12 protein-coding genes are annotated in these 13,696 nt (G+C 45.0%); 10 read left to right on the top strand and 2 right to left on the bottom strand.

Going from position 1 to position 13,696, the window contains the following annotated elements; genetic code table 11:
* Window positions 1-6 precede the first annotated feature (6 nt).
* Complete coding sequence (locus tag ACXAFM_RS02870; protein WP_474826714.1) at window positions 7-912, bottom strand: LysR family transcriptional regulator; 906 nt, start codon at window positions 910-912, stop codon at window positions 7-9.
* 104 nt (window positions 913-1,016) lie between these two features.
* On the opposite strand from ACXAFM_RS02870, the gene ACXAFM_RS02865 reads away from it, so the two are divergent.
* From ACXAFM_RS02865 to ACXAFM_RS02850, 4 genes are all read left to right on the top strand, one after another.
* Window positions 1,017-1,910: a bile acid:sodium symporter family protein gene (locus ACXAFM_RS02865; protein WP_474826712.1), complete on the top strand. Its 894-nt coding sequence runs from the start codon at window positions 1,017-1,019 to the stop codon at window positions 1,908-1,910.
* A gap of 20 nt (window positions 1,911-1,930) precedes the next feature.
* Window positions 1,931-2,761, top strand: coding sequence for an SDR family oxidoreductase (locus ACXAFM_RS02860; RefSeq protein ID WP_474826711.1), 831 nt, complete (start codon window positions 1,931-1,933; stop codon window positions 2,759-2,761).
* A gap of 168 nt (window positions 2,762-2,929) precedes the next feature.
* Window positions 2,930-4,060, top strand: a complete 1,131-nt coding sequence (locus ACXAFM_RS02855) for a phosphotransferase family protein (protein ID WP_474826709.1) — start codon at window positions 2,930-2,932, stop codon at window positions 4,058-4,060.
* Window positions 4,060-4,812: an SDR family oxidoreductase gene (locus tag ACXAFM_RS02850; protein ID WP_474833197.1), complete on the top strand. Its 753-nt coding sequence runs from the start codon at window positions 4,060-4,062 to the stop codon at window positions 4,810-4,812. Before ACXAFM_RS02855 ends, ACXAFM_RS02850 begins: the two co-directional genes overlap by 1 nt.
* A gap of 173 nt (window positions 4,813-4,985) precedes the next feature.
* On the opposite strand, the gene rpsT is transcribed toward ACXAFM_RS02850, so the two are convergent.
* Window positions 4,986-5,249: a 30S ribosomal protein S20 gene (gene rpsT, locus ACXAFM_RS02845; RefSeq protein WP_014950134.1), complete on the bottom strand. Its 264-nt coding sequence runs from the start codon at window positions 5,247-5,249 to the stop codon at window positions 4,986-4,988.
* A gap of 449 nt (window positions 5,250-5,698) precedes the next feature.
* Here rpsT and murJ point away from each other — a divergent pair, with 449 nt between their 5' ends.
* From murJ to ispH, 6 genes are all read left to right on the top strand, one after another.
* Window positions 5,699-7,258, top strand: a complete 1,560-nt coding sequence (gene murJ / locus ACXAFM_RS02840) for a murein biosynthesis integral membrane protein MurJ (RefSeq protein ID WP_474833195.1) — start codon at window positions 5,699-5,701, stop codon at window positions 7,256-7,258.
* A 120-nt stretch (window positions 7,259-7,378) separates the two neighbouring features.
* Entirely contained in the window at window positions 7,379-8,299 is a 921-nt protein-coding gene (gene ribF, locus ACXAFM_RS02835; protein WP_474833192.1) for a bifunctional riboflavin kinase/FAD synthetase, read from the top strand.
* Between the two features lie 269 nt (window positions 8,300-8,568).
* The gene (gene ileS, locus ACXAFM_RS02830; protein ID WP_474833190.1) at window positions 8,569-11,388 is read left to right on the top strand and encodes an isoleucine--tRNA ligase; all 2,820 of its coding nucleotides are present in this window, start codon (window positions 8,569-8,571) and stop codon (window positions 11,386-11,388) included.
* Complete coding sequence (gene lspA, locus ACXAFM_RS02825) at window positions 11,381-11,929, top strand: signal peptidase II (protein WP_474833188.1); 549 nt, start codon at window positions 11,381-11,383, stop codon at window positions 11,927-11,929. The genes ileS and lspA overlap by 8 nt, the downstream gene beginning before the upstream one ends.
* A gap of 14 nt (window positions 11,930-11,943) precedes the next feature.
* A complete protein-coding gene (fkpB, locus tag ACXAFM_RS02820) occupies window positions 11,944-12,411 on the top strand; it encodes an FKBP-type peptidyl-prolyl cis-trans isomerase (RefSeq protein ID WP_014950129.1) in 468 nt (155 codons plus the stop codon).
* 2 nt (window positions 12,412-12,413) lie between these two features.
* Window positions 12,414-13,358: a 4-hydroxy-3-methylbut-2-enyl diphosphate reductase gene (gene ispH / locus ACXAFM_RS02815; RefSeq protein ID WP_474833186.1), complete on the top strand. Its 945-nt coding sequence runs from the start codon at window positions 12,414-12,416 to the stop codon at window positions 13,356-13,358.
* The last annotated feature ends 338 nt before the right edge of the window (window positions 13,359-13,696 follow it).

Here is a 13,696-nt window from a genome sequence, read left to right as displayed (position 1 = left end):
GCTTTTCTATAGCCCCAACTTATTCGCCACTTCTGAAAGCTTCTCTCGCATCCATATATTGACTAAATCATCATCGGCATTTTTATGCCAGTACATGTGTACGGGGAGTGGCGGTACCTCAAACGGAAGGGGCAAGATTTCAATATCGAATTTATTACTGAATTGTTGAGCAAATCGCGTTGGCATTGTCAGCAAAAGGTCGCACTGACTCACCACATTAACAGCGGCAAAGTAGTGCTCACATTGAAGGGATATTTTTCGATGTAAATTGTGTTGGGCAAGGGCGAGATCAACAGTGTCCAGCTTGGAATCTTTCAAAGACACGAGCGCATGCTGTGCCGCTGAGTAGTGCTCAATACTGGGATTGTCTAGGTAGCTATTTGTTGGTGCGCATACTACCACAAAGGTTTCCTCGCAGATAAACTGAGAACGTATCTCACTGCTGGTGGGAACAAGAGCATCAATTACGATATCAATTTCTTTGTTAGAAAGAGCAGGCGCTAGTTCGGGCCAAGTTACCTGTCTACTATTTACCGTGATATTGGGGGTGTTTAGAACAAGTTCAGGAATTAACGTCGGAAAAAATATAGATTCTAGAATATCGCGCAGCCCAAGGTTAACCGTACGTGGTTTATCACCTATGTCGAACTCCACCTTGCCTTTTAAAGTATTTTCAAGGGTTTCAATTGATGTCACGACCGATGTAATGATGCCTTGGCAGAACGGGGTAGGCACGACTTGTCGCCCATGACGAATAAATAGCGGATCATCAAATTTTTCTCGTAGCCTACTGAGCGCATGACTTACCGCAGGCTGAGTAATATGCAGCGCATTGGCTGCTCTAGTAATGCTGCCGTGCTCATAGACTGCACGTAGCACCACGAACAAATTAAAATCTATTTTTCCATGCATATTATTTATGGGTTTCCATAATAAGGCATCATTTCTATTTATTGTTGAACAGAGTACACTGTGTTAAATGTTAATAAAAGGTTTCTTTTGTAAGGGGCGTGTGCATGCAGGCATCTGTACTTACCGAGGTGTTGTTACCTCTAGCGTTGGCATTTGTGATGTTTGGCATGGGGCTAACCCTAACCCTTGCTGACTTTGCCCGATTGATTAAAGCGCCTAAGGCGGTCGTAACCGGCTTTATAGGTCAAATTATCTTGTTGCCTTTGCTAGCTTTAGGTTTATGTATTGCGTTTGGGGTGCCCGACTATATTGCTGTTGGCGTAATGGTTTTGGCTGCATGCCCTGGCGGTACTACCAGTAATTTAATCAGCCATATTGCAAAAGCCAACCTAGCCCTTTCAGTTAGCCTAACCGCTATTTCTACTATTGCTTGTGTATTTACCACGCCGTTTATTATCCAATTTGCGATTGATCACTTTGTAAAAGAAAACGCGCCAGAATTTTCTATTATCCAAACCGTTATAGGGCTCGTCGGCGTGTCGATTCTACCGGTCGTTATTGGCATGACAATTCGTCGATTTTATCTGGTGTTTGCCAAGAAAACAGAGAGCTTTTTTCGGCAGTTTTCTATGTATTTCATGTTGCTTATGATTGTCGGCGTTCTGGTTTCTGAAAGAAATAATTTAGCCGCGTCCTTTGAAAGCGCGTTTTTGATATGTTTAACGTTAAATTTATTATCGGTATTGTTAGGCCTCGGGCTTGCTAAGCTTTCAAACCTAGTATTTAAAGACTCGCTCACGCTGGCCATTGAAATAGGCGTGCAAAACGCAGCGCTTGCCATGCTGGTATGCATTACCTTTTTACAAGCGCCTGACTACGCCATCGCTCCCGGCGTGTACGGCATAGCAATGTACATCGGGCCCGCATTATTAGCTCTGTGGGCAAAACGGAATGCCAGAATAGCAGTCAAAGCTACCCCCAAAATACTCGTGAAATAATAATAAGTAGGAAATACACCATGCGCATATTGATTACCGGTGGCGCTACCGGCTTAGGTCAAGCCATTGCTCTTAAGTGGGCGGAAAAATGGATAAACAACGATAAAAATATAAATATTTGCATTGCCGATATTAATCAAGAACGGGGTGTTGAAACGGTAGATATGCTTTCTGCACAAGGTGCAAATGCGTTTTATGTTCACTGCGATATAACCTCTGACAATGACGTTAAAGCGCTAGCGCAAACTATCGAAACTCGATGGGGCAGCGTTGACTATGTGTTTAATAACGCTGGGGTCGCTACGGGGGGGAGTCTTTTAGACGAAACTATCGATCAGTGGCAGTGGGTATTCGATATTAACGTGTTAGGCATGGTAAGAGTAAGTCGTGCGCTATTACCGTTAATGCGAAAGCAAGGCAGTGGTTACTTTATTAATGTTGCTTCGCAAGCAGGGCTAACGCCTATTCCTTATATGGGAAGTTACAACGCAGTTAAAGCCGCAGTCGTGTCGTTTTCTGAAACTATGAAGTTGGAACTAGCACCAGACAATATAAACGTTAGTGTGGTTTGCCCTAGCTTCTTCAAAACAAATTTAGATGAGTCGATGCGAAGTAGTAATCCTGCCTCGCATAAGATGATCAACAAATTTTTCGCTAAGGCAGACATGACCAAAGAAGAAGTGGCAGAGTCAATATATCAACAAGTCAGTCAAAGGAAGTTCCTTATTCTCACTCACAAGTTAGGCAAACGTGCGTTCTTATTGAAAAAGCTGTTACCCACGCAGCGCTATATAAGCAATATGCTCAATCAAACTAAAACGATGAAACGAGCAATGGAAAAGCACAATTAAAGAATAAAAATAGGCTTTTTGTTAGCGCCTTATAGCCAGAAACCTTATTACCACTCGCTAGTATGAGTTAGGTGATGAGTTGCGAATGACAAAATTAGTTTCGAATAAATGCTTACCAATAACTAGGTTTGAATAAGCGTTTAGTACAAAAATAAAGAAGAACGATATATGCAACAACAGGTAGTAGATAAAGCGGATAGCGTGCGAGCAGGGGAAGAGCTAGACGTCGGCGCTGTACACAATTGGCTTAAAGAACATATTAATGTATCTAATCCAACCTTGGCAGCGGTTATACAAAGCAGCGAGGCTTTGCCTAAAGTCACCCAGTATTCTGGGGGCGCTTCTAATTGGACGTACTGCTTGGACTATCAAGGCAGTAAACAAAACCAGAGCGAACAAGCGTCATTAATTTTGCGTAGGGCACCAGCAGGTACAAAAGCCAAAGGGGCTCACGATATGGGGCGAGAGTATCGATTACAGCACGCGCTAAAGCCTGTGTACCGGTATGTGCCAGAAATGCTTGGGCTTTGTGAAGATGAAAGCGTATTAGGCACTGAGTTCTACGTAATGGAAAAGTTTACTGGTGTGATACCCCGAAAGAACTTACCCAGAGGTCTAGAGACAACAGAGCAGCAAACCAAGCAGCTTTGCACTAATGTACTCGATAGTTTAATTGAACTTCATAAAGTGGATTATAAAAAAGCGGGGCTTGAGCACTTGGGGAAAGGTGCTGGGTACATAGAGCGGCAAATTAGCGGGTGGAGTGAGCGTTATAGTAAAGCGAAAACCTGGAATGTACCCTCGGGTAAAAAAATTATGCGCTGGCTAGAGAACAACATGCCTGCGAATGAACGCATTTGTATAACGCACAACGACTTCCGGTTCGACAACGTGGTGTTAAAGCCAGATAATTATACGCAAATTATCGGTGTGTTAGATTGGGAGCTAGCCACCTTAGGTGACCCGCTTATGGACTTAGGCAATACCTTGGCGTATTGGGTGCAAGCTGATGATGACTTTTTAGCGCAATCAACGCGTCGTCAGCCAACTCACCTACCGGGAATGCTCACTCGTAAACAAGTTGTGGCGTATTACTGCAAAGAAATGGAGATAGATGTAGAAGATTTTGCTTTCTATGAGGTTTACGGACTTTTCCGTTTAGCCGGTATTGCCCAGCAAATTTACTATCGCTATCACCACAAGCAAACCAATAATCCAGCTTTTAAAAACTTTTGGATCTTCATTCATTACTTAATGTGGCGCTGCAATAAGGCCATAAAAGCATCAGGAAAACGATAATGACAACAAGACGCAATATTCTGATCACGGGCGCGAGTTCCGGCTTAGGCAAGGGAATGGCGATTGAATTTGCCAAGCAGGGGTGTAACTTAGCGCTATGTGCAAGACGCTTTGAGAACTTAGAAAAATTAAAAGAAGAGTTACTCTCAATCAACCCAAACATTGATGTGTATATTCGCTCGCTAGATGTCAATGATCACGATGCGGTTTTTGAAGTGTTCGACGCATTCAAAGCCGACATGGGGACCCTTGATAGAGTCATTGTGAACGCAGGAATGGGCAAGGGCGCGTCTATTGGTACTGGGTATTTTCACGCTAACAAGCAAACGGCGGTGACTAACTTTGTGTCGGCGCTAGCGCAATGCGAGGCGGCACTGGCCATCTTCAGGGCGCAAAATAGTGGTCATCTAGTAACGATTTCATCTATAAGTGCGGTGCGCGGCTTTAGACGTGCTATGACCGTATATGCGGCAACGAAAGCAGGGCTTACGTCTATGACCGAAGGCATTCGAATGGATGTAATGAATACGCCAATTAAGGTCACCTGCATTCACCCGGGTTTCATCCGCAGCGAAATAAACGAAAAAGTAGAGAAGGTACCTTTTATCGTTGATACCGATGTGGGCTGTCGGGCGATGGTGAACGCAATTAATAAAGAGAAGGCGAACGCCTTTGTGCCAAGCTGGCCTTGGGCCATCCTTCACTGGATCATGCGTATTGCACCGGCAAGCTCAATAAGGAAGATGAGTTGATAAGCGTATAGCTAGAGTTTGAACACACCGCAAATACTTTTCAGCTAGTTAGAGCTCGTCTAATGGCGGGCTTTATACTTGTAAGTCTAGGCTTATTCGGAAACAATAAATATACGTTGAACAGATACAAAAAAAGCGCCGAAGGGCGCTTTTTTAACTACTAATCGTAAAGATTAACCTAGTGCTTTGATTTGTGCAGCTAGACGGCTCTTATGACGAGCAGCTTTGTTCTTGTGAATCAAGCCTTTAGTAGCCATTCTGTCAAGTACTGGAGTAGCAGCAGTAAGTGCAGCTTGTGCCGCTTCTTTGTCACCGCTTGCAATTGCAGCGATAACTTTCTTGATGCTTGTACGAGTCATTGAACGACGGCTAGCGTTGTGCTGACGACGCTTTTCGGCTTGGATTGCACGCTTCTTAGCAGACTTAATGTTAGCCAAGGTGTAACTCCCAAAATAAATTCATGTCAAAAACGAGGGTGCGGATTGTGCCTACCAAACGCCCAAATGTCAAACGATTTAAAACTTAAATCGTTTCGCGTTAAAACGCGCAAGCTATTGAACACAAAGTATGCTCAACACGTTGCACATTCTTTGCGACATTTCTCTGCGACATTTTTTGAAAGAGATTCATAATGATATTCTTTCAAGACATTTAAGCGATAGACATGCATAAACAACAGCACCCCATATCGGGCGCGGATTATAGCAAGAAAGTTCATAAAGGTGCACAACTATTTTGAATAAATCGTTTCGTAGACCATGGGCTTTCGCTATTATGGCTCGCTCGCAACCTGTTGTTGCCTCTTTACGCCTTGTAGACGTCTTTAGTTACTTATAAAAAGCGTTTGCTATTCAGCCTATTCTTAATCTCTTATTGGAAGTGTGACGTGTCACGGAAGTTAATAAAATCTGGTCTTATCGTCAGTATTATGACCTTGGTCTCGCGAGTATTAGGCCTGGTGCGTGATGTTGTTGTTGCCAAGCTTATGGGCGATGGGGCAGCTGCTGACGTATTTTTCTTTGCTAACAAAATTCCTAATTTCCTTCGTCGCCTATTCGCTGAAGGTGCATTTGCGCAAGCGTTTATTCCGGTATTAACCGAAGTCCACGAGAACGACGATAGAAAGCAACTTAGAGAGTTTGTAGCAAAAGTCAGCGGTACGTTAGGCGCTATTGTTTTTGTGGTATCGATTATAGGGGTTATTGCATCTCCTGTTTTAGCGGCTTTATTTGGAACAGGGTGGTTTGTGGCGTGGCTCGAAGGCGATGAGGCGGGAGATAAGTTTGTGCTCGCCTCGACCATGTTGAAAATTACCTTTCCTTATTTAGCATTTATCTCTCTAACAGGATTGGCTGGGGCAATACTCAATACCCTCAACAAATTTGCGGTTGCAGCCTTCACTCCGGTTTTACTTAACGTGTGTATTATTGCTTGCGCAATATATTTAGCTCCTACGCTGGAGCAACCCGCATACGCCCTAGCGTGGGGCGTGTTTATCGGCGGTATTGTACAGTTTTTGTTTCAACTGCCGTTCCTGTTCAGGGCTGGGCTTCTAGTAAAGCCAAAGTGGGGCTGGCATGATGAAAACGTAGTAAAAGTGCGTACTTTAATGATCCCAGCCTTGTTCGGTGTATCAGTAGGGCAAATCAATTTGTTGTTTGATACCTTCATCGCCAGCTTTTTAGTTACTGGTTCAATAAGCTGGTTGTACTATTCTGACAGGCTGCTTGAATTTCCTTTAGGACTGTTTGGTATTGCCATTGCGACAGTAATTTTACCTACGCTGTCTAGAAATCATGTAAGCAATAACCCCAAAGCGTTTGCCGCGAATATCGATTGGGCGTTTCGTATGGTGTGTTTATTGGGCATTCCTGCGGCGGTAGGGCTTGGCGTAATGGCAAGACCTATTTTAACGGTTATTTTTCAGCGCGGCGCGTTTACCGCAGAAACCGCCATTATGGCGTCTTACTCGCTAACAGCATACTCGTTTGGCTTGCTTAGCTTTATGCTGGTAAAAATTCTCGCGCCAGGGTTTTATTCCCGTCAAGACACCAAAACACCAGTGAAATTCGGTATTTGGTGTATGGTCGCTAACATGGTATTCAACCTTATTTTAGCGGTTCCGTTTGGTTACATAGGGCTTGCTGTTGCTACTAGTATGTCAGCTACACTCAACGCGGCTTTGCTTTATATTACGCTGCATAAACAAGGTGTATTCGCGTTAAGCCGCACATCGGTTCTGTTTATAGCGCGGGTGGTAATTGCAAGTGCTGCCATGGGCGGGCTTATTTATTATCGCGATCAAGGCTTAGCCTTCTTTGATTTATCGCTTTCCGCCCAAATGATAGAAGTAGGAATAACGATTTCGCTGTCGGTCATACTGTTTATGACTACCATGGTGGTGCTGGGCATGCGACCCAGACATTTCAGAAGCGGCGGCGATTAGTATTCAATAGATGCGAAATAGAGCATGGAGCCAGAATGGCCCGTGTGCTTGGTATTGTGCTCGCGGTCGGCTATAATCGCGAGCTTTGATTTTCTAGCAGTTAAAAGGTAGTGGCTAACAGTGGAATTTATCCGCGGGCTAAACAATGTAAAACCGCACCATAAAGGGTGTGTGCTCACTATTGGCAAGTTCGACGGCGTACACCGTGGTCATCAAGCTGTGTTGGCTAACGTGCTTGAAAAAGCGAAATCGCTATCACTTCCTGCCACCGTAATGGTGTTCGAACCGCAGCCTGAAGAAGTCTTTATGCCTGATAAAGCGCCAGCGCGTATAAGCCCTCTTCGCGAAAAGTACGAATTGCTGCGCCAACAAGGTGTGGACAGACTGCTTGCTGTGCGATTTAACGCTGAGTTTGCTAAGCAAAGCGCCGATACCTTCGTCCACGATTTATTGGTGGACAAACTGGGTGTTAAATTTCTTGTTGTTGGCGACGATTTCCGTTTTGGCAATGGCCGCAAAGGGGATTTCGAAATGCTTGAGGCGGCAGGTCGCCAATACGGTTTCGAAGTAGTAAGCACCCACAGTTTTACCATGCATGCCCATCGAATAAGCTCTACCGCGGTGCGAGAAGCGTTGGCTGACAGCGACTTTGGTCTGTCTACCGAAATGCTAGGGCGCCCGTTTGCTATTCACGGTAGGGTGGTTCACGGCGAGAAAAAAGGTCGCACCATTGGTTTTCCCACCGCGAATGTCATGCTAAAACGCCAAAAAACGCCAATTCACGGCGTGTTCGCAGTTCGTGTCGACGTAGATGGAAAACACTATAACGGCGTTGCGAACATTGGTACCCGTCCTACTGTTAACGGGGTAAGAAACCAGTTAGAAGTCCATATTTTTGATTTGTCATCTGACCTTTACGGCAAGCCCATTACGGTGTTACCGATGGCAAAAATAAGAGATGAAATTAAATTTGATTCTTTTGAGGCGTTGAAAGATCAAATTCAAGCAGATGCAGCACAAGCGCGTCTGTTATTAGCATAGTTAAACGTGATAAAGTCACGAAAAGTTTTTGCGCGTATCAGTTTTATTGAACTCGATTTTTTTAACGTGGATCCTTGTTCGCGTAACGCGTTAGTAAGTCACTGTGCTAGAACATATAACGTCAGCCTTGCGCTAGTAAGAACGACACACAGTTTTACGTTGAACCTTTTACATTCAGCGTTTTAATTTGAACATCGCAAAATGAATATCGCCTTCACAATGTGTTAGTGCATTGGGTGAAAATTAAGGTAACCGGATAATACAATTTTATGAGTGATTACAAAGCCACACTGAACCTTCCAGAAACTGCGTTTCCTATGCGCGGTAACCTTGCTCAGCGCGAGCCGAAAATGCTTAAAGACTGGCAGGAAAAAGGGGTATACAGCAAAATTCGTGAAGCGAAAAAAGGCAAAAAGCCATTTATTCTTCACGATGGTCCTCCTTATGCGAATGGCGATATTCACATTGGTCACGCGGTTAACAAAATTCTTAAAGATATTATTGTAAAGTCGAAAAACCTTTCTGACTTCGATTCTCCGTACGTTCCTGGGTGGGACTGTCACGGTTTGCCGATTGAATTGATGGTAGAAAAGAAAGTAGGTAAGCCAGGTAAGAAAGTTACGGCGGCCGAATTTCGTCAAAAGTGTCGCGAATATGCGCAAAAGCAAATTGACGGCCAAATGGCTGACTTTAAACGCTTAGGTGTGTTTGGTGAATGGGATAACCCATACAAAACAATGGACTTCAAATCTGAAGCCGACATCATTCGTGCATTAAGTAAAATTGTAGACTCTGGTCACTTAGAAAAGGGCTTCAAACCTGTTCACTGGTGTACAGATTGTGGTTCGGCACTTGCTGAAGCAGAAGTTGAATATAAAGACAAAGTATCACCGGCAATCGACGTTAAGTTCCCAGTGGCTGATGTGGCGGCTATTGCAGAAGCGTTTGGCGTGTCTGAAAGCGACTTAACCACACACAAAGCGGGCGTTGTAATTTGGACCACCACTCCGTGGACACTGCCGGCCAACCGTGCAATCAGCTTACACCCTGAACTTACTTATGCAATTGTTGAAGTTCAGCCTTCAAACGAATGGCTAGTGGTAGCGCAGGACCTGCTTGAAAGCTGCATGAGCCGCTACGGCGTTGAGGATTTCCGCGAAGTGGCAACCTGTACTGGTGCTGCGCTTGATAAGCTAAAAGTTAATCACCCATTCTTAGACCTTGAAGTTCCGTTAATTCTAGGCGACCACGTTACAACTGATTCTGGTACAGGTTGTGTACACACAGCGCCAGCCCATGGTGTTGACGACTTCAACGTGGGCAAGCAATACGATATCGAAGTTTATAATCCGGTAGGTAACAATGGTGTGTACCTCGAAAACACACCGTTATTTGCAGGCAAGTTTGTATTTAAAGCCAACGATGAAATTATCGAAACGGTAAAAGAAAAGGGCAACCTTGTCCTAAACGTAAAATACGAGCACAGCTACCCGCACTGCTGGCGCCACAAAACGCCAATTATTTTCCGCGCTACGCCTCAGTGGTTTGTAAGCATGGATAAAAAAGGCCTTCGCGCTGAATCACTTGAACAAATTAAGCAAACCAAGTGGATCCCAGACTGGGGGCAAAACCGCATTGAAAAAATGGTTGAAGGTCGCCCAGACTGGTGTATCTCACGTCAACGTACGTGGGGCGTGCCTATTCCTTTGTATGTGCATAAACTTACCGGTGAAATTCACCCAGAGTCTGCGGCGTTAATGGAAAAGGTGGCACAAGAAGTTGAAGCTAAAGGCATTCAAGCGTGGTGGGATCTCGATGACGCAGCCCTGCTTGGTAGCGAATTAGACAACTATGAAAAAGTGACCGATACCCTAGACGTTTGGTTTGACTCAGGTGTAACTCACTACTTCGTCGTAGACCGTCGCGATGACATTCCGGCCTCTGCCGATTTATATCTTGAAGGTTCCGACCAGCATCGCGGTTGGTTTATGTCTTCACTTATGTCATCAACTGCCATGCACGGTCACGCGCCTTACAAAGAAGTGCTAACACACGGCTTTACGGTAGATGCCCACGGCAGAAAAATGTCGAAGTCGGTAGGTAACGTTGTCGCACCGCAGGAAGTTACTAACAAACTAGGCGCAGACATCCTTCGCCTATGGGTGGCATCTACTGATTATCGCGGTGAAATCGCGGTATCGGATGAAATTTTAAAGCGTGCTGCAGATGGCTATCGCCGCGTACGTAACACCGCACGTTTCCTGCTTGCTAACCTTAATGGCTTTGACGTTAAAGACGCCGTTGCAGAAGACGATATGGTCGCCCTTGACCGCTGGATTGTTGCTCGCGCCAAGGCACTTCAAGAAGAGCTTATCGAAGCGTATGACAACTACGACTTGCTGGTAGTGTCACAGAAGCTTACGCACTTCTGTTCAATTGAACTGGGTTCATTCTATTTAGACGTTATTAAAGACCGCCAGTACACGGCAAAATCAGATGGGCTAGCCCGTCGTTCATGCCAAACGGCCATGTATCATATCATTGAAGCATTGGTTCGCTGGATGGCGCCTATTACCAGCTTTACTGCACAGGAAATCTGGGAAACGCTACCAGGTGAACGCAGCGACTTCGTATTTACTGAAACCTGGTATGAAGGGTTTAATAACTTCACGCAAAGCGATACGTTTAACGATGCTCTATGGCATCAAGTGCTAAGCGTAAAAGACGCGGCAAACCAAGCAATGGAACAGGCGCGTAAAGATGGCGAGCTAGGTGGCTCACTAGAAGCGAGCATTTCGCTTTATGCTACAGAGTCTCTTTACAACGTACTCGCTAAACTAGAAGACGAGCTACGCTTCGTACTTATTACGTCTGGCGTTACGCTAACTAAAGTTGACAGCGCACCGTCTGATGCGAAAGCCACAGACGTTGAAGGTTTATGGTTGAGCGTTGATAAAGCAAGCGGTGAAAAGTGTGTTCGCTGCTGGCATCACCGTGAAGATGTAGGCTCGCATGACGGTCACGAAGAGCTTTGCGGCCGCTGTGTGACAAACATTGACGGTGATGGAGAAGAGCGCCACTATGCCTAAGCTTTTTCGCGAAACGGGGTTGCGTTTCTTATGGATAAGCGCGATTGCGTTTATCCTCGACCAATGGAGTAAGTACACGGTTATCGACAGTATGTCACTGTATCAGTCTATACAGGTACTGCCGTTTTTTAACTTTACTTACGTACACAATTACGGCGCCGCATTTAGCTTTCTAGAAAATGCAGGTGGTTGGCAGCGCTGGTTCTTCACCGCTATAGCGGTTTTGGTAAGTGTAGTAATTTTGTGGTGGCTGAAGCAGTCCCCCCGTTCTCAAAAAATGCTGCCCGTCGCATTCGCCTTTATTCTAGGCGGTGCACTAGGTAATGTTTACGACCGTTTAGTCCATGGTTATGTCATCGACTTTTTAGATTTTTACGTAAATAGTTATCACTGGCCAGCGTTTAACATTGCCGACAGCGCCATATTTATAGGTGCGGCTTTACTGATTATCGACATGTTTAAAAATGGCGATAGAAAAAGCGAAGGCAACGGTGCAGACGCGCAAACAAGTGCCGCAGACAGTAGCGAAACCATTAAGTAGTATTCGGAAAGGTTATGACAGACTCATTGATAATTGGTGCTGACAACGAAGTTATTCTTCACTTTGATTTAAAGCTAGAAGATGGCTCTGCCGCTGACAGTACTCGTGTAAACAACAAACCTGCCAAAATGGTGATGGGTGATGGTAGCCTTACGCCGAACTTTGAAGCGTGTCTGCTTGGGCTTAAAAAAGGTGACAAAAAGTCATTTAAATTAGGCCCTGAAGATGCATTCGGTCAGTCTGATCCGAATAATATTCACTATATGGATAGAAGCCGCTTTGGTGCAGACTTACAAGTTGAGGAAGGCATGATTTTAGCGTTTGCTCAGCCTGATGGTTCAGAGATTCCGGGTATAATCCGAAGTGCTGCTGGGGACTCTGTTACGGTAGATTTCAATCATCCGCTAGCAGGGCAAACGGTTATCTTCGATGTGGAAATTATTGATGTTAAACCTGGCGTGTCAGCACAAGGTGGAAATTAGTTATGCAAATTCATTTAGCTAACCCTCGCGGCTTCTGTGCGGGCGTAGACAGAGCTATTACCATAGTTGAGCGTGCGCTAGAAATGTTCGAACCGCCAATTTATGTGCGCCACGAAGTGGTACACAACAAGTTCGTTGTAGACGGGCTGCGCGAGCGCGGTGCGCTGTTTGTGGATGAGCTGCATGAAGTGCCAGACGACAGTATCGTAATTTTCTCGGCGCACGGTGTGTCGCAAGCGGTAAGAAAAGAAGCAGATAATCGCGGTCTTAAGGTGTTCGACGCAACCTGCCCGCTGGTTACAAAGGTGCATATGGAAGTGACCCGCGCTAGCAAAACGGGCACTGAATGCATCTTGATTGGTCACGCTGGTCACCCTGAAGTGGAGGGCACCATGGGTCAGTACAGCAATGAAGAGGGCGGTATTTATTTAGTTGAATCTGAAGCTGATGTGGCAACGCTTGAAGTTAAAGATCCGACCAACCTTTATTATTGCAGCCAAACTACGTTATCTGTTGATGACACCGCCGATGTAATCGACGCCCTTCGCGCTAAGTTCCCCAAAATAAACGGTCCGAGAAAAGACGATATTTGCTATGCCACGCAGAATCGCCAAGACGCTGTGCGCGACTTATCACAAGACTGTCAGGTTCTGTTGGTTGTTGGGGCACAGAATAGCTCAAACTCGAACCGTCTTCGAGAATTAGCTGAAAAAATTGGCGCTAAAGCCTATTTGATTGCCGACGCTAATTGTATCCAAGAAGAGTGGCTAGAAGGTGTAGAGCATATTGGCGTTACTGCAGGCGCATCTGCACCTGAAGTGTTAGTGCAAGGTGTGGTAAACAAGCTCAAAGCGTGGGGCGCGGTTTCAGCTTCTGAGCGTGCTGGGCGCGAAGAGAACGTGGAATTTGCCGTTCCTAAAGAGTTACGCGTTAAACAAGTAGTCTAGCTTTATAAAAAGTTTGCTGATATGTTAAAAGCACCGCATAATAATGCGGTGTTTTTTTATGCTTTTGTCTACTTAAATTCAAAGGCTTACGGATACATAATAATACGTAAAAAGGAAGTTCCGTTGAAATCAACAATATCGCGCACCAAGGGAACATAGGTACGCAGACTGCTTTTTCATTCAATGTCGCTTCTCATTTAAATTATACGTTTTAATAACAAGGGATACCCTAGGCTCTATGCCTTTATTGTACTATTAAATAGATAGTACAAAATTGGCGGAATTGCCAATAACTGCAAATGGGTAATCATTAAGTAATGAGGATACAAAAGTTACGA

The sequence above is a fragment of the Alteromonas sp. ABD4_190 genome (assembly GCF_056160105.1).
The sequence above is the reverse complement of the archived record's forward strand: the minus strand, read 5'-3'. Positions and strand labels throughout refer to the sequence as shown.